Origin of the sequence: Clostridium sp. AF27-5AA (genome assembly GCF_003478415.1) — a bacterium.
In the GTDB taxonomy this organism is placed as follows: Bacteria; Bacillota; Clostridia; order Lachnospirales; family Lachnospiraceae; genus Otoolea; species Otoolea fessa.
The window spans coordinates 163251-179724 of the sequence record NZ_QUFH01000005.1 but is presented as its reverse complement, the minus strand read 5'-3'; the positions used below and the strand labels follow the sequence as shown (position 1 = coordinate 179724).

Below are 16474 nucleotides of genomic sequence, written 5' to 3'. Positions count from 1 at the left end.
TCTATTCGTTTACATCACGATATTCTTCCTGCATCGGATGTTTTTCCTCAATCTTCTGACGGATGCTTAACATCTTGCAATCCGTCTCCGCGATGACATCCGCGCACTTTTTCAGCTCCGCACCGATCTCTGCGGCTTCCTGGGCATCCAGCTGCTTTTTATACTTGAGCTGGTGATCCAGACTCGCCCAGAAATCCATGGCGATCGTGCGGATCTGGACTTCCACACGGATATTTTTCTTACTGCTTGAAAAGAATACCGGTACTTCCACGATCATGTGGTAGCTGCGGTAGCCGTTTTCCTTCGGCGCCTTGATATAATCCTTGATCGCAATGATGGTCACATCATCCTGGCGTTCCAGCATCCGGCTGATCTCGTAAATATCGTCCACAAACGAACATATCACACGGACACCCGCTATATCATCCAGGTTGGACTCCATCGATTCGATCGAAAGCGGAAGTCCGCGCCGCTGCAGTTTTTCTACAATACTCTTCGGCTTCTTCACTCTCGCCTTGATCATCTCGATCGGGTTTCTTGCATTCCGCATGGAAAGCTCATCGTTGAGCACTTCCAGCTTCGTCTTAAACTCTCGAATCGCGCAGCTGTACTGCATCATCGCTTCCTGAAACTGCCTTGCCGTCTCCCGGAATGTCTCAGGAATCTCAAATACCTGAGGCGTATTGACCGCGAAATGGCTCAGCTCGCTGTTGGGATTCTGAGCAATATTCATTTGTATTCTTCCACCTCTTCTATATAATTCTTTTATGCCTTCTCAACTGCGTCAGCCGCCGCATCCAGCCATGGGGATTCCACATACTCAACCAGCCCCTCGTCCACCTTGGACGCAATCGACGGATCGATCGGAATCTTCGCAAGCACCGGAATCTCATACTCGTCTGCCGTCTCCTCGATATGGCTTTCGCCGAACACAGAAATCTTCTTTCCGCAGTCCGGACATTCCAGATAACTCATGTTTTCAACCAGTCCCAGAATCGGGATATCCATCTTCTTCGCCATGTTGACCGCTTTTGCCACGATCATCGAAACCAGCTCCTGCGGGGAAGTCACAATGATAATACCTGCCAGCGGCAGGGACTGGAATACAGTCAGCGGCACATCACCGGTTCCCGGAGGCATATCGACAAACATATAATCAATGTCCTTCCAGAGTGCCTCGCTCCAGAACTGCTTAATCACGCCGCCCACAACCGGTCCACGCCAAATTACCGGATCCGTCTCATGCTCCAGAATCAGGTTCGAAGAAAGAATCTCTATCCCCGTCGAGGTCGTGCGCGGCAGCATCAGCTGATCCGCTGTCACACCTACCATGCCGTGAATGCCAAATGCCTTCGGGATCGACGGTCCTGTAATATCGGCATCGAGAATGCCGACGCGGTTATTTCTCGCACGCATCTTACATGCCATCAGGGATGTCACCAGGGATTTTCCGACGCCGCCCTTGCCGCTGACTACACCAATTACTTTTTTAACTGAACTCTGCGGATTTAACGGCACCCGGAAACTCTCCATCGTCCGGCTGGCACACGTTTCGCCGCAGCTTGAACAATTATGACTGCAATTCTCACTCATACATACTTCTCCTTTTTATCAGGTTGGATTCTGACAGTTCACTGGTTTTCGTTTTTGCATCCTCTCAGACGGTTTCCAAAACCAAAACCTGTAACGCCCAAACCTTCCCCTGTCGTAATCTCCGTACATCTTACCATATTTTCTGCAAAAATGATAGGGGCAAACACAACTGGCAGCGTTACAAAAGAATGTGCCGTTACTGGGCACGTATGCGTGAACAGTAACGTTTTCTATGAGACAAAAACAGACAGCCCGTTTGCTGCACTGCATTCAGACTGTCTGTCTTTTTTATATCCTATTCATTTTTCTCTACAGATACGCCTGTACCATCGGGCGCAGCCGTCTTGCCATGATCGCCGCCAGAATGCAGAGAATATAATCCGCCGGCATCTCCGGCAGGCAGTAAACCAGCACAATCGCTTTCCAGCCGATCGGCTGCAGGGTTACGAGATGGGTAATCAGATAGAAATAAACCATTCCCATTCCATAATATACCACATATCCAGCCGTCGCCGCCGTCATCAGCGCTCCCATTTTCCAGGAATTCAAACATTCACAGACCTTTCCCATGACCCACGCCGCAAGAAGAAATCCCAGCAGAAAACCAAAGGTCGGGCGCAGCAGATACGCCGGACCGCCGCCGCGTGCAAAGATCGGGACGCCCGCAAGTCCAATTAGCAAATAGACACCCACACTGGTAAATGCCCGTCTGGAGCCCAGAAGAAATGCTGCCAGCATCACGAAAAACCATTGCAAGGTGAAGTTCATGGTATCTGCGCCAGTCGGAATGACAACCTTGATAAATGCCCCCACGGCGACCAGCGCCGCAAACAGACCGCAAAGCGCCACATCCTTCGAATGTTCCCGGCTCCGCGAAACTGCTTTTTCTCTCATCTGTTTTCCTCCATCATGCATGATGCATTTTTTCATAAACGGTTCCTTTCATGGCATGCAGCCACCGTGCCCGCAGACTTTCGCTGTCCATGTATGTTTCCTTTTGCTCAAAACGAATCCTCCAGCATCACTCCGACTGGAATTTACGGATCATCCGCACAAGCCCAAGACTCTCCATCCGTTTTGCAATCAGATAAAAGAGTGCTGCATCCACCGGCCACTTGATGAGATTCTTAAGCACACGCATCGGCAGAAGCACCATCATTGCTTTTCCAGACATCATGCTAAGCCAGAGTGTGTTCAAAAATATGTTGCAGATCAGCGCCACCACCAGATCCGCCCAGAGCGCCCGGCGGAAGGTAATCGGTTTCCGATACAGAATTGTGCCATATAGCACGCCGCCCAGCATCGCATTCAGCGTAAATCCCGGGAAAAATGCCCCCGTCGGCTTTACGACATATTTGACCAGATCCAAGACTCCGCCATAGACCGCTCCAGCCACCGGACCGAAGAGGTAGTAGACAAACTGGTTGACCACACCGCCGAATCCGATTTTCAAATACGGACCAGCCTCAATCGTGAAGTATCCCAGAACAACGGAGACAGCCATCAGCATGGCGGCAGTCGTGAGTGTTTTCACGTGTTTCAGTTCCTGAAAGGATGCCTGATAACATACTGCAAATTTTTTCATAAAAAAATACCTCCTTTTCTGCAGATCTCTCGAACCACATCAGGAGATAGATTGTATCAACGATGCAGCGGGATGCGGAATACTGACCGCGAAACCCCGGAGGGTCTCTTCGTCCGGCTGACAACTCCCTGTTCAACCGGCACTTAACGCCTGTATTCCTACTCTGCGTTTCTTTTTTTATCTTTTACATCATACCACAATTTTCCCGCTTTTCAAGCACTTTATAAGCGCATCTGTCATTTCCGCACCAGGACGTTACTGTTCACGCATACGTGCCCAGTAACGGAATTTGCCGTGGCTTCGCATTTAAATACGACAAATTTCTGCTGCCACCACGTTTTCTTACGGCACTTTCGGTTCCAAAAGTGCCTACCCGTGAACAGTTACACCAAGACTCCTCTGGCAGTCCATTTTCGAACCAGTCAGCATTTACTCTTCTTTTTGGCCCTGTTCGCTGTATTCCCTAAACGCACGATCCATCTCGATATAGTTGCGTTTCAGGGAAACCGGCTTTCCGTCGCGGGTCAGGAAACAATGGCGGCTCTCGCCCACGCAGCGGATTGCGCCCGTTTCCTTGTCAAAAACCGTGTATTCCAGCGTCATGCGGATGCCGTTGTATTCCTTCATCTGAACCAGCACCTGCACCGTCTCGCCAAACCGCGCCATGCTCTTATAATCGCAGTGAACCGACAGCACCGGGCTTATGATCCCCTGTTTTTCCATGATGTCATATCCCATTCCCATCTGCTCCATCATGTCGATCCGCGCTTCCTCAAACCAGTGTAGGTAATTTGCATGGTGAATGATTCCCATCTGGTCGGTTTCATAATACTGCGCTTTGTGTTCGTAAATTTTCAGTTCCATAAAAACCCCTCTTTTCCATCTAAAAAGGGATACCTGCATAACTGCAATTTCTGCCGTTCTGCGATATCCCCCTCTGGTTCTGATATGTGTGTCACCGTCCGCACACTGTGCAGGCAATGGCTGATACCTTACTGTTCCAGTTCTTCTCCGAGTCCGCTCTCGATCGCCTCGGTAATCGTCTTCAGTGCTTCTTCCTCATCCGGTCCGTCGCAGGCAACCGTGATCTCGGTGCCGCACTTGATACCCGCTGCCATCACGTTCAGCACGCTCTTTGCCACAATATGTTTCTCCCCGCACTCAATCAGAGTCCGGCTCTTAAATTTCATCGCGGTCTGCGAAAGCACGCCAGCCGGCCGCAGGTGAAGTCCCGATGGATTAACCACTTTCACTTTCTTCGATACCATAGCTGTCCCTCCCTCGTCAATTCTTAGTTTTAATTACCCTAATTTTAGTCTAAGTAAGGCAGACTGTCAAGCGTTAGACCAGCACCTGCTGCGCATAATTAACAGACGCCATCGCATCGCGGCAATACGCATCTGCTCCGATCATATCCGCGTATTCCTGGGTCAGAACCGCGCCGCCGACCATGACTTTCGCCCACGGTGCTTCCTTGCGGAGCTGCTTGATCGTCTCCTCCATGCTCGGCACGGTGGTCGTCATCAGGGCGGACAGACCGACCAGTCTTACATGGTTCTTGATCGTCTCTTCCACGATCGCCTCCGGAGCTACGTCCTTACCTAAATCCAGCACATCATAGCTGTAATTCTCCAATAATACTTTTACGATATTTTTTCCAATGTCATGAATATCGCCCTTGACGGTCGCCAGCACGATCTTGTCCTTCTTCTCTCCTGCTTCCCCGGAGGACTCCATCTGGTTTTTGATGACCTCAAACGCCGATTTTGCCGCCTCCGCACTCATCAGAAGCTGCGGCAGAAAGACGGTGCCTGCCTCAAAACCCTTTCCGACCTTATCGAGTGCCGGGATCATGCAGGAATTGATGACGGTCAAGGAATCCATGGTCTTTAAGAGTTCCCCAGCTGCCGATGCCGCCTGCTCTTTTAAACCTCTCTCCACACTGACCGTAAGCTGATGCTCCGGACCGGATGCCTGGCTGCCAGTGTCCGCACTGCCGGAAGCTCCAGCTGCACCTGCCGCCGGGGCACCCGAACCTGCGCTGCCTGCTGCACCTGCGCCGGAAGCTCCGCCCGCACCTGCCTTTGGGATCGCCAGCCGCGCTGCCTGCTCAATATAATCGCCGCAGTGTTCATCCAGTGCTGCCAGAGCCCGGTAACTATAATAAGAACGCATCATTGCCGCCGAATTTGGATTGATGATCGCCGCGGTCAGACCGCTCTGCATCGCCATCGTAAAGAAATTGGAGTTGACAATCTCACGCTGCGGTAATCCGAAGGAAATGTTTGAAACGCCGAGAATCGTATTGCAGCCAAGTTCCTGACGGACACGGCGCACCGTCTCCAGTGTCACCAGCGCGCCGGTCGGCTCGGAGCTGATCGTCATACAGAGCGCATCGATCACGATGTCTTTTTTCTGGATGCCATACTTTTCCGCCTCCGCACAGATTTTCCGCGCGATCGCCATACGTCCGTCCGCCGTCGCCGGAATGCCTTCCTCGTCGATCGTCAGCGCAACCACCGTGCCGCCGTAATGTTTTACCAGCGGAAATACAGCGTCCATGACCTCTTGTTTGCCATTGACAGAGTTAATCAGTGCCTTTCCATTGTAAATACGCAGCGCCTGTTCCATCGCCTCTGTGTCAGTCGTATCAATCTGCAGCGGAAGCTCGGTCACCGCCTGCAATTCCTGTACGACCTCGCGCATCATCGCCACTTCATCGATCTCCGGCAGTCCCACGTTGACGTCAAGCACCGCAGCGCCATTTTCCTGCTGGGTGATCGCCTCGCGCAGGATATATTCCAGGTTGTGATCGCGCAACGCCTGTTTGAACTTTGATTTTCCGGTCGGATTGATGCGCTCGCCAATAATGACCGGATCGGTTCCCATCTCAACTACCGACGCGTAGGAAGTGATGAGAGTGTCATTTTTCGGCTCGATCGGCTTTCTCGTTCTGCCCTTACACATCTCTGCCAGCAGACGGATGTGCTCCGGGGTCGTACCACAGCAGCCCCCGACTGCCGAAACGCCCATCTCCAGCATTCCTTTCATTTCCTCGACAAATTCTGGCGGATCAATATCATATACGGTCTTTCCTCCCTCGCTTCGCGGAAGCCCCGCATTTGGATTGACAACCACCGGGATCGACGCATACCGAAGCAGTTCTTCCACAATCGGCTTCATCTGAACCGGACCTAATCCACAATTGATTCCGAGCGCATCCACGCCCAGACCTTCCAAAAGTGCCACAACGGACTTCGGTGTTCCGCCGGTTAAAAGTTTGCCTTTTCCATCGAAAATTGTGGTTGCAAAGATTGGAAGATCGGAATTTTCCTTTGCCGCCAGAACCGCTGCCTTGAGTTCATACGTGTCGCTCATCGTCTCGATCAGAATCAGATCCGCGCCGCCGCGCACGCCTGCCTTTACCACCTCGGTATAGATGGAGACCGCCTCCTCAAAGTCCAGATCGCCCATTGGCTTTAAAAGGCGTCCGGTCGGTCCCAGATCCAGCGCTACATAACCACGGCCGCAGTGTTCTACCGCTGTCCGGGCATTTTTCATCGCCGCATCCACGATCTCATCCAGATTAAACTCGGCTGTCTCATTGTATTTCAGGCGGTTCGCGCCGAATGTATTCGATAAAATAATATTTGCGCCCGCGTTCAGATAATCCTCATGGATCTTTACCAGAACCTCCGGATGCTTGATATTCCAGGTTTCCGGCAGTTCGCCCGGTTTCAGCCCGGCTCCCTGCAAAAGACTTCCCATTCCTCCGTCAAATACCAGTATTTTATCGTTCCAATCTTCCCGTATACCCATGTCAGCTTCCTCTCTGTTTTTGTTTCTTACTTATTTATCTCTCCGGTACAGGCAGTTTTTGTTTGAACAGACCTCACAGCCCTCTTTCACACAGCCCGCCGCTATCTTCGATACTCCGATGACCGCCGTCACCGACTTGGACGGCATCATCAAAAAACTTTCCGTCAATGTAATCCCCACCGTCTTTTCCGCTTCCAGTACCCGGCAGAAATCCGGCTGGCACGAAAGCGGAAGATCTCCATAACCTGGCGAAAAGCGGGGACGCAGATAGAGTCCTTCTTCTGCTGCCTCCGCTTTTAATTTGTCATTGATTTCATTGCAGTAACTCTCAATCCGTGCCGCCGCGCACGCCTGCAGGACAACCGCCCGGCTCATCGAAAGACGGCTGTATCGGCGCAGAAGCAGATCCACACCAGCACCCAGCGTCGCCGCAAAAAGGATGACCTCCTGGCAGTCCTTTAAATTGCGGCTGAGCGCCCGGCTTTTTACTTTAAAACACGTAAAATCAAGTTCTGAATCTGGCAGCAGCGTCAGCGGATATCGTCTGTAAAAGCTCCGGCAGTTGACGGACCGCTCTAATTCTTCCAGACAGTCCTCCACCAGATCTTTCGTCTGCAGATCCGGCTCCTGCTGCCCTTTAATTCCTAAATACCGATATATTTCTCTCCGATTGACTTCCGCCATTACAGAATCTCCGACAGGTTGTTCTTAATCTGCGCCGCTACATCCGGTTTATTCATCGAATATACATGGATTCCATTTACATGGTTCGCAATCAGATCGATGATCTGCTCAGTTGCATAGGCGATACCTGCCTGCTTCATCGCTGCCGGGTTATCACCAAAACGATCTACGATCGCCTTGAAGCGTGCCGGAAGGTAGGTGCCGGACATGCTGCAGATGCGCTTGATCTGACTTATGTTTGTCACCGGCATGATGCCTGCGACAACCGGAACCGTGATTCCTTTTTCTCGGATACGGTACAGGTAATTATAAAGAATATTATTGTCAAAGAACATTTGGGTCGTCACAAAATCACAGCCCGCTTCCACTTTTTCTTTCAGATGCCCGATATCCACCGTCTTGTTGACCGATTCCACATGTCCCTCCGGATAGCAGGCTGCGCCGATGCACAGCTCCGGGCAGGTCTCACGGATCTCGCGGATCAGCTGGGATGCATACTGATAATCTTTTTCTACCTTGCCGTCTTTCGGAATATCGCCGCGAAGTGCCAGGACATTCTCAATTCCGTGTGCCTGAATCTCGCGCAGGACACTGTGCACCTTCTCACGGGTCGAGGAGACGCAGGTCAGATGTGACAGCGCCGGCACCTGGCAGGTGCTCTGGATATCCGATGCGATCTGGACCGTATACTGGCTTGTGCCGCCGCCTGCTCCGTAGGTCACGCTCATAAATGACGGATTTAACTTTGCAATCTCAAGCGCTGCTTTCTCAACGGAAGCGAAGTTGCTCTCCTCCTTCGGCGGGAACACTTCAAACGAAAGCGTCGGCTGTCCTTTGGCTAAAATATCCTTAATCTTCATCGTATTTATCTCCTGTTCTCATCATTTCGTCCGGTTCTGCCCCGGACCTCTATTGCCTATGTATTCTATATGATTTTTGCTCAGTATACCATATTTCCCCAATGAACGCCAGACTTCCGGCAGCTATCTTCTGGATTGATTTTCTATATCTTGCCATAGACAAAATCTATAGCAACCAAATAAAATACATAAACATACGATACAGATAATTAATTCCAGACAAAGCAAACAAAATCAGCAAAATCACCAGCACAAGGCTCATTTTCCCCTTCTTTTTCTGATTTTTCCCTTGCTGCACCGCGCTTCGTCTCTGCGTTGTCTGATACGACATACTGTTCTGGTTCTGTGTCCGGACGGATGCCTGTCTGCCTGCGCCTGCTGCTTTCTGCGTCTGGGAATATGCCTTCGCCCGGTCCGCAAGCGTGCGGATGGCATCTGTGCCTGCCCTTGCACTCGTTTCCCACGAGGCAGATCCCGCATTGTGGTACTCACAGTCCGTCTCATGCGCCGGGTGGCGCTCATTCAGATAATAAGTTGCATTGACATAGTTAGGATTCCGGATCCACTGTTTACAAAAAGAACAATAATGACCATACTTGATCGGATGGTCGCAAATCGGACAAATTCGTCTCTGCATGAAATACCTCCCCTCGGATCGAACATACTTTTTCGAAAACACCTCGTCAATTATTTTTTATTGTACCATAACTTTTTTACTTTTTTCTATATTTTCTCTTGTATTTTCTCCATTTCGTGTTAAAATACAAACGTCCATTACACCTGTCAAGACAGGTGTAAGCCATTTATTTGACCGGAATGGCTGAAACGATTCATTCCGTTCACAATTATTTTACTCTGGGAGGTTCTATCAATATGGAACGTGTGAAAGCTTTTCTGAAACGGAAGCAGGTTGTCATCTCCGTTCAGACGTATCTCATCGATGCGCTGGGCGCGATGGCATTTGGTCTGTTTGCTTCTCTTCTGATCGGTACCATCTTCGGCACACTGGGGGAGAAGACAGGCGTTGTAATTTTTACCACGATCGCAGGCTACGCCAAGAGTGCGACCGGTGCAGCGCTCGGCGTCTCGATTGCCTACGCCTTAAAGGCACCGACGCTCGTCCTTTTCTCCGCCGCTACCGTCGGCATCGCGGGCAATGAACTCGGCGGTCCGGTCGGCGCGCTCGTTGCCACCATCATCGCAGCCGAGCTTGGAAAAATCGTCTCCAAAGAGACACCAGTTGATATTCTCGTCACCCCAGGCGTCACCATCATCTCCGGTATCCTGGCCGCACAGTTTGTCGGTCCGGGCGTCTCCGCATTCATGACCGCTTTCGGAAATCTGGTGAAGACAGCGACCGTCATGCAGCCGCTTTTCATGGGTATTCTGGTTTCTGCCCTGATCGGCATCGCCCTGACGCTTCCGATCAGCAGTGCGGCAATCTGCATCATGTTAAGCCTCGACGGTCTGGCAGGCGGTGCCGCCACCGCAGGCTGCTGCGCGCAGATGGTCGGATTTGCCGTTTTAAGCTTCTGTGAAAATAAATGGGGTGGTCTTCTGGCACAGGGACTCGGAACCTCGATGCTCCAGATGGGAAATATCGTCCGGAACCCGAAAATCTGGATTCCACCGACACTCGCCTCGATGGTCACCGGTCCGCTCTCCACGATGGTCTTCCATCTGGAAAATATTCCAGCCGGTTCCGGCATGGGAACCTGCGGTCTCGTCGGACCGATCGGCATCTACACCGCCATGCAGGGAAGTGGAAATTCGATGATGTGGCCGGGCATCCTGCTCATCTGCTTCGTGCTTCCGGCTGTTTTGACCCTGTTCTTCGGCGCACTTTGCCGGAAAGCTGGATGGATCAAGGACGGCGATTTGAAGCTGGATCTATAATTATAGCTCCATAAAACAGGCATTGAAATGCTCTTCATCCACCACTGTGTGGATAGCAAGCATTCCAATGCCTGTTTTTTGATCCAGTTATCTTTTCCCTATTCCTTATCGTTCTTCTTTCCCCAGCAGCTCCCGCATACTTGTGAGCAGCTTCGCCTCTTTGTCTTCCTTATATTCTCCGAGCAGGACCTCTTCAAACTCCTTCTCCACCTTCATCCGGCGGAAATACGAGCTCATTTCATCCGCCATGCCGGAGAGCCGGTTTAACAGGCGGGAGAAATCGCGCAGCATCACGTCGTCCTTGTGGTACGGATAAACAATGTCGTGGTCAACCTCACTCCATCCCTCCTCGAACAGCGTTCTCGCCTGAATCTCGACGTAGTAACCGCGGTATTTGATGATGTAGTGAAGGGAACGGTAGATACCGCCTGACTTGATTTCGATCACATTTTCATCGTAGATCCGGCTGTCCCCGTTTCGGCGGTATACCTTCGGACGCTCTGCAATGTAGCAGTGTGTCTCATCGTTGTCAAAATCGCGCTCACGGTCTTTTACATACTGCTCCGGGGCATTTTCAAACGCCGATGTGATGTATTCATGGAAATGACGCCAATCCTCACGGTACAGGAAGAATACACGGATACCGATAAGGTCCGTCACGTATTTCCAGTAATTATCAACTCCCAGCTGGGCAAATTTCTCCGGCTGCTCTTTTTTCTTGCGGATGATCTTCTCCAGAAGATGCCCCGGTGCCTTGGTACGGTAACGGTAGGAATGGATCCCCGCTTTTTCAATATCATACAGATACTTATCTACAAAATCCTTGCCAATCTCACGCAGCTTTCCCTCGATCGTCGCATAATGATCCGCGATCGCAGTCAATTCCTCCCAGGAAACGCCCGCCGCGTCAAAGTCTTCCTGTTCGATCCGATATTTTCTTAAAAATAAATCTCTCTCCATTATCTCCTCTTTATCGGAAGCCCACTGAGCGCAGGAACCGGGCAAATGCCTCCCTGCCTTCCGGCGTACACTTATATACGCCCGCGTCTTCCAGTACCTGCTCAAAGACAAGACCTACCTCTTTTTGCAGGATTTCGTTTATATTTTCACTTGTTATATGCTCATACTTCGGCAGGAACTCATCCACCCAGTCCGCATGCTTTTCAAGCTCCGGATTGGAACGGATATCGCCTCCGGAAAGGATCGCCTCCGCCAGATCGGCAAGCTCCTGTTTCAATCTGGACGGGAGCACCGCCAGACCCATGACCTCGATCAGACCGATATTTTCTTTCTTGATGTGATGCAGCTTCGCGTGCGGATGGTAAACACCAAGCGGATACTCATCCGTCGTGATGTTATTGCGGAGCACCAGATCCAGCTCATAGAAATCGCCATTCTTTCTGGCAATCGGCGTGATCGTGTTGTGCGGTTCTCCGTCCGTCTCAGCATAAATAAAAGCATCCTCATCCGTATAGCTGCGCCATGCACGCAACACCTTTTCACCCAGATCAATCAGGCGGTCCGGATTCTTGGAACGGGTCCGCAGAACTGACATCGGCCATTTAACGATTCCGGCTTCCACATCCTCGAAGCCTTCCATCTCAAATTTCTGTTCAATCGGCGCTTTTGCCATCGCAAACGTGTAATGTCCGCCCTGGAAATGGTCGTGACTTAAAATCGAACCGCCGACGATCGGCAGATCCGCATTGGACCCCAGGAAATAGTGCGGGAACAATTTCACAAAATCAAACAATTTGACAAACGTTGCCCGTTCGATCTTCATCGGTGTGTGCACACCGTTGAACACGATACAGTGCTCATTGTAATACACATACGGCGAATACTGGAAACCCCACTGGCTGTCATTGACCGTGATCGGGATAATGCGGTGGTTATTGCGCGCCGGATGGTTGACACGTCCGGCATAGCCTTCATTTTCCTTGCATAAGAGGCATTTCGGATAACCGCTCTGCTTTGCCAGTTTGGCTGCCGCGATTGCCTTCGGATCTTTCTCCGGCTTGGATAAATTAACCGTGATGTCCAGCTCCCCGTATTTTGTATCCGTTTTCCATTTCATATCCTTGGAAACACGGTAACGGCGGATGTAATTGGAATCCTGGCTCAATTTGTAATAATAATTGGTTGCCGCCTCCGGCGATTCCTCATACAATTTCCAGAAATGTCCAATCACCTCGCTCGGGCGCGGCATCAGGCAGTTCATCAGCTTCGTGTCGAACAGATCGCGGTACACCACGCCGTCCTCCTTCAAAACGCCCGTCTCATGTGCATAATCAAGCAGGGCATCCAACGTCTCTTCCAGTGAAATCTCCCTGCATGCGCCCTGTGGTTCTTCATATTCATCCAGTCCCAGAACCTCGAGAATCTGGTTCGTCGCGTAAATGCGATCCGACTCCTGAAGAAGCCCCGTATTGACTCCGTACTGTACTAAATTTCTGATTGCTTCATATACTGCCATACCCTATCCTCCTGACTGAAAAACAACCTTGCTGTTTCATTCTTATCCTTTTATCATTATAACTTTATCGTTACTGTTCACGCATACGTGCCCAGTAACGGAATTTGCCGTGGCTTCGCATTTAAATACGGCAAATTCCTGCTGCCACCACGTTTTCTTACGGCACTTTCGGTTCCAAAAGTGCCTACCTGTGAACAGTAACACTTTATCTGCCCATCTACCACTGCGCCACCTTATCTCATGGCATTTTCGGTTCCAAAAATGCCTGCATATGAACAGTCACTGTACATTCTCTTACTCTTGTGGCTTCCATTTACATAAATTTTGTCAAATCCAGACATTTTAAGCGGTTTACCAGGATTCCTCCGAGAAGCCCAATCAGCGCCCCCGCTGCCGTTCCGGCTGCCAGAAGCACCGGAAGATAGTAGAACAGACTCGCATTTTCCACCACCAGCGCCGCCACGATAAGCTGCCCGATGTTGTGTCCCGCACCACCCAGGATGCTGACACCGGTCACGCCGAACCAGTCCAACCGACGGAACACCACCATCAGAAGAAGGCTGACCGCAGCACCTGCCAGACTATACAGCATCATCGACAGGTTTCCAAACGTAAATCCTACCAGCACGATACGCACCAATGCAATCGCCGCTGCCGCACCGGCTCCCAGCAGATACAGGCTCACGATCGACGCCAGATTCGCCAGTCCCAGCTTGACCCCCGGAACGCCCAGGTTGAGCGGTATCAGGGTCTCGACATAGCTCAGCAGAAATGCCAGCGCTGTCATCATTCCATATAAAGCGATTTTTCCGGCTCTGGATGTGCCTGCTCGTCCTTTTTTCTGCATTTCTTCCTCCTCTGTATACCTCTATGAATATATTAGTAAAAATTTTTAGTTTTGTAAAGCGCGTAACGGTTCACAGATAGGAATTTTCTGAACTAAAAATTCCGTACGATACAGTTCTGGCGTTACTGTTCACGCATACGTGTACAGTAACGTTCTGGCTGCCGATGCGTTTAGTTTCTGGGCCGTAATCTTGACTTTCCTATCAACCTTTGTTAGAGTAGTTGCAGACATTTTTGCAAACATAGTTTCAAACCGAATTTTCGATATTTTTAAGAATGGAGCTCTTTATGAAAAAAAAGGATTTATCCGCGCTTCTGACACTTCTTGCCGTCGTATTTTTTGGCTGCGGCGCGGCGCTTCTTTTCAGCAAATCCCGCCGGGAGCCGATCAGCCGTTCCGCGTTTCTGCTGAATACATTTGTCAACATCACACTCTATGATTCGCAGGATGAAGCGATCCTTGACCACTGTGTGGACATGTGCCAGGAGTACGAAAACCGTTTCAGCAAGACGATCGAGGGCAGCGAGCTTTACAAGTTAAACCACCGCAGTGCCGACGAGACGACTTTTACCGTCTCCGACGATATGGCGGCGATGATTTCTGAAGGACTGCATTACAGTGAGGTTTCCCATGGTGCCTACGACCTGACGATCGAACCGCTCAGTTCTCTCTGGAATTTTACCAGCGACGAGCACGTGATCCCGGCGGAGGATGACATAACAGCGGCGGCAGAACGCGTCAACTGGAAAAATGTGAAACTTGACGGAAATACTTTAACCTTCCTCTCCCCGGACACGACGATTGACCTCGGCTCCATCGCCAAGGGCTACATTGCCGACCGCATGAAAGACTATCTGACCGAATCCGGCGTCGAAAGCGCCATCATCAACCTGGGCGGCAACGTACTCTGTGTCGGTGAGCGCACAAACCACCAGCCGTTCCGCATCGGGCTGCAGAAACCGTTTGCCGACTATGCAACGGTCTTTGCCGATCTGAATATTGATAACATGTCCGTTGTCTCCTCCGGCGTCTATGAGCGCCATTTTGAGAAAAACGGTGTCAATTACCATCACCTGTTAAACCCGAAAACAGGCTATCCGTACCAGAACGGACTGGTTTCCGTGACGATCGTCTCCCCGCGTTCGGTGGACGGCGATGTACTCAGCACGACCTGTTTCTCGATGGGACTGGATAAGGGCCTGGAACTCATCAATTCGATGGATGGCATTTATGCTTATTTTATCACGGATGATTATGAACTGATTTACTCGGATGGAGCGGAGGCATTTATTGATGAAATCAAAGAAAAATAGAAATGATTTTGTTTTGATTCTGGTTCTTCTAGCCGTCATACTCATCAGTTTTCTGGTTGTGCGCTTGCAGCGCCAGAAGGATGCTTTTACCGTCGATGTCAGTGTCAATGGAACAACCGTCGCCACCTACCGGCTGGATGAGGAGATAGACACCTGGATCGACGGGTATCAGGGGGGACAAAATCATCTGGTGATTCAAGATGGATGTGCCCGGATCGAAGAGGCAGACTGCCCGGACAAGCTCTGTGTGAAGCAGGGAACTGTTTCAGAGAGTGGGGAATCGCTGGTTTGCCTGCCGAATAGGGTGGTTGTGGCGGTTAAATAGATATGGTTTGCCAACACGGACGGAAACGCCCAGCGGGTACGCATAATTGCGCCGCTGGGCGTTTTCTGTTTATTTTATTCCACAAATTTGATCGATTTTAAGCAGCTCTTCCTCACTCAACGGTGCCCCATCCAACATTTTCAGATTATCTAATATCTGCTCCGGTTTGGACGCACCGATGAGAACGCTGGTTACCACAGGATCCTTCATGACCCATTTGAGCGCCATCTGGGAGAGTTTTTCGCCTCTCTGTCCAGCCATCTCGTTGAGGGCGCGGATCTGGCTGATTTTTTCTTCGGTGAGCTGGTCTTTTTTGAGAAATCTGCCGTCGGTCATGACGCGGCTGTCGGCTGGGATGCCGTACAGATAACGGTCGGTTAAGGTTCCCTGTGCAAGCGGGCTGAATGCAATCAGACCTTTCTTTTCTTTGACAGCGGCTTCTTTTAAGCCGTTGTTTTCGATCGTGCGGTCAAAGATGCTGTAGCGGTTCTGATTGATGACGAACGGGCATTTCAGATCGCGCAGGATCGCAGCGGCTTCCTGCATTTTTTGTCCATTGTAGTTGGAAAGTCCTGCATAGAGAGCTTTTCCGCTCTTAACTGCCTGATCGAGTGCTCCCATCGTCTCCTCAAGCGGCGTCTCCGGATCCATCCGGTGATGGTAGAAAATGTCTACATACGGAAGTCCCATGCGTGTAAGGCTCTGATCGAGGCTTGCGAGCAGGTATTTGCGGCTGCCCCAGTTTCCATAAGGGCCGTTCCACATCTCGTATCCGGCTTTCGTGCTGATGATCAGCTCGTCTCGATATGACATGAAATTTTCCTTTACAATCCGTCCCAGATTTTCCTCCGCACTTCCCGGCTCCGGTCCATAATTGTTGGCAAGGTCAAAGTGCGTGACGCCATTGTCAAAGGCGGTAAAACACAGCTTCCGCATTGTCTCATAGACGCCGGTGCTGCCAAAATTATGCCAGAATCCCAGCGAAACTGCCGGGAGTCTGAGTCCGCTGCTGCCGCAGCGGTTGTAGGTCATTCCATCATATCTTGTGCCTGCTGCCTGATACATATACTCTTTCC

The 16474-nt window shown here is 50.8% G+C and carries 17 protein-coding genes and 1 riboswitch; of the genes, 3 read left to right on the top strand and 14 right to left on the bottom strand.

All coding sequences use genetic code 11. The features are described 5' to 3' along the window. Position 1: 1 nt before the first annotated feature. The 10 genes from DWY89_RS07345 to DWY89_RS07300 form a co-directional block, all read right to left on the bottom strand. Positions 2-733 carry a GTP pyrophosphokinase family protein gene (locus tag DWY89_RS07345; protein WP_118524547.1) on the bottom strand — a complete coding sequence of 244 codons (732 nt, stop codon included), beginning with the start codon at positions 731-733 and terminating at the stop codon, positions 2-4. Positions 734-765: 32 nt separating this feature from the next. Next, positions 766-1593 carry an Mrp/NBP35 family ATP-binding protein gene (locus DWY89_RS07340; RefSeq protein ID WP_022359355.1) on the bottom strand — a complete coding sequence of 276 codons (828 nt, stop codon included), beginning with the start codon at positions 1591-1593 and terminating at the stop codon, positions 766-768. A gap of 309 nt (positions 1594-1902) precedes the next feature. Then, positions 1903-2487: a biotin transporter BioY gene (locus tag DWY89_RS07335; RefSeq protein ID WP_022359354.1), complete on the bottom strand. Its 585-nt coding sequence runs from the start codon at positions 2485-2487 to the stop codon at positions 1903-1905. A 127-nt stretch (positions 2488-2614) separates the two neighbouring features. Next, positions 2615-3178, bottom strand: a complete 564-nt coding sequence (locus tag DWY89_RS07330) for a folate family ECF transporter S component (RefSeq protein WP_118524546.1) — start codon at positions 3176-3178, stop codon at positions 2615-2617. Between the two features lie 63 nt (positions 3179-3241). Beyond that, a riboswitch (THF riboswitch) is annotated at positions 3242-3346 on the bottom strand. 261 nt (positions 3347-3607) lie between these two features. Then, a complete protein-coding gene (locus tag DWY89_RS07325; protein ID WP_118524545.1) occupies positions 3608-4042 on the bottom strand; it encodes an acyl-CoA thioesterase in 435 nt (144 codons plus the stop codon). A 128-nt stretch (positions 4043-4170) separates the two neighbouring features. Next, positions 4171-4446 carry an HPr family phosphocarrier protein gene (locus DWY89_RS07320; RefSeq protein WP_022359351.1) on the bottom strand — a complete coding sequence of 92 codons (276 nt, stop codon included), beginning with the start codon at positions 4444-4446 and terminating at the stop codon, positions 4171-4173. Positions 4447-4519: 73 nt separating this feature from the next. Beyond that, positions 4520-6997, bottom strand: a complete 2478-nt coding sequence (locus DWY89_RS07315) for a homocysteine S-methyltransferase family protein (RefSeq protein ID WP_118524544.1) — start codon at positions 6995-6997, stop codon at positions 4520-4522. Positions 6998-7027: 30 nt separating this feature from the next. After that, positions 7028-7681 (bottom strand): vitamin B12 dependent-methionine synthase activation domain-containing protein, encoded by a 654-nt coding sequence (locus DWY89_RS07310; RefSeq protein ID WP_118468134.1) that lies wholly within the window; start codon positions 7679-7681, stop codon positions 7028-7030. Beyond that, positions 7681-8541, bottom strand: a complete 861-nt coding sequence (metF, locus tag DWY89_RS07305) for a methylenetetrahydrofolate reductase [NAD(P)H] (RefSeq protein WP_107000494.1) — start codon at positions 8539-8541, stop codon at positions 7681-7683. The genes DWY89_RS07310 and metF overlap by 1 nt, the downstream gene beginning before the upstream one ends. A 166-nt stretch (positions 8542-8707) precedes the next feature. After that, complete coding sequence (locus DWY89_RS07300) at positions 8708-9178, bottom strand: hypothetical protein (RefSeq protein WP_118524543.1); 471 nt, start codon at positions 9176-9178, stop codon at positions 8708-8710. Between the two features lie 236 nt (positions 9179-9414). Here DWY89_RS07300 and DWY89_RS07295 point away from each other — a divergent pair, with 236 nt between their 5' ends. Further along, positions 9415-10437, top strand: coding sequence for a PTS sugar transporter subunit IIC (locus DWY89_RS07295; protein WP_118524542.1), 1023 nt, complete (start codon positions 9415-9417; stop codon positions 10435-10437). Between the two features lie 105 nt (positions 10438-10542). Here DWY89_RS07295 and DWY89_RS07290 read toward each other — a convergent pair whose 3' ends face one another. The 3 genes from DWY89_RS07290 to DWY89_RS07280 form a co-directional block, all read right to left on the bottom strand. Then, positions 10543-11397 carry a RelA/SpoT domain-containing protein gene (locus tag DWY89_RS07290; protein ID WP_333491433.1) on the bottom strand — a complete coding sequence of 285 codons (855 nt, stop codon included), beginning with the start codon at positions 11395-11397 and terminating at the stop codon, positions 10543-10545. 10 nt (positions 11398-11407) lie between these two features. Further along, on the bottom strand, positions 11408-12913 hold the full coding sequence (gene galT / locus DWY89_RS07285; RefSeq protein WP_118491591.1) for a UDP-glucose--hexose-1-phosphate uridylyltransferase: 1506 nt from the start codon (positions 12911-12913) through the stop codon (positions 11408-11410). 313 nt (positions 12914-13226) lie between these two features. Then, on the bottom strand, positions 13227-13760 hold the full coding sequence (locus DWY89_RS07280; RefSeq protein WP_118491593.1) for a Gx transporter family protein: 534 nt from the start codon (positions 13758-13760) through the stop codon (positions 13227-13229). 287 nt (positions 13761-14047) lie between these two features. On the opposite strand from DWY89_RS07280, the gene DWY89_RS07275 reads away from it, so the two are divergent. Further along, complete coding sequence (locus DWY89_RS07275) at positions 14048-15073, top strand: FAD:protein FMN transferase (protein ID WP_118524541.1); 1026 nt, start codon at positions 14048-14050, stop codon at positions 15071-15073. Continuing rightward, complete coding sequence (locus DWY89_RS07270) at positions 15054-15398, top strand: NusG domain II-containing protein (RefSeq protein WP_182434526.1); 345 nt, start codon at positions 15054-15056, stop codon at positions 15396-15398. Before DWY89_RS07275 ends, DWY89_RS07270 begins: the two co-directional genes overlap by 20 nt. A 69-nt stretch (positions 15399-15467) precedes the next feature. Here DWY89_RS07270 and DWY89_RS07265 read toward each other — a convergent pair whose 3' ends face one another. Continuing rightward, on the bottom strand, positions 15468-16463 hold the full coding sequence (locus tag DWY89_RS07265) for an aldo/keto reductase (RefSeq protein ID WP_118524539.1): 996 nt from the start codon (positions 16461-16463) through the stop codon (positions 15468-15470). Positions 16464-16474 lie beyond the last annotated feature (11 nt).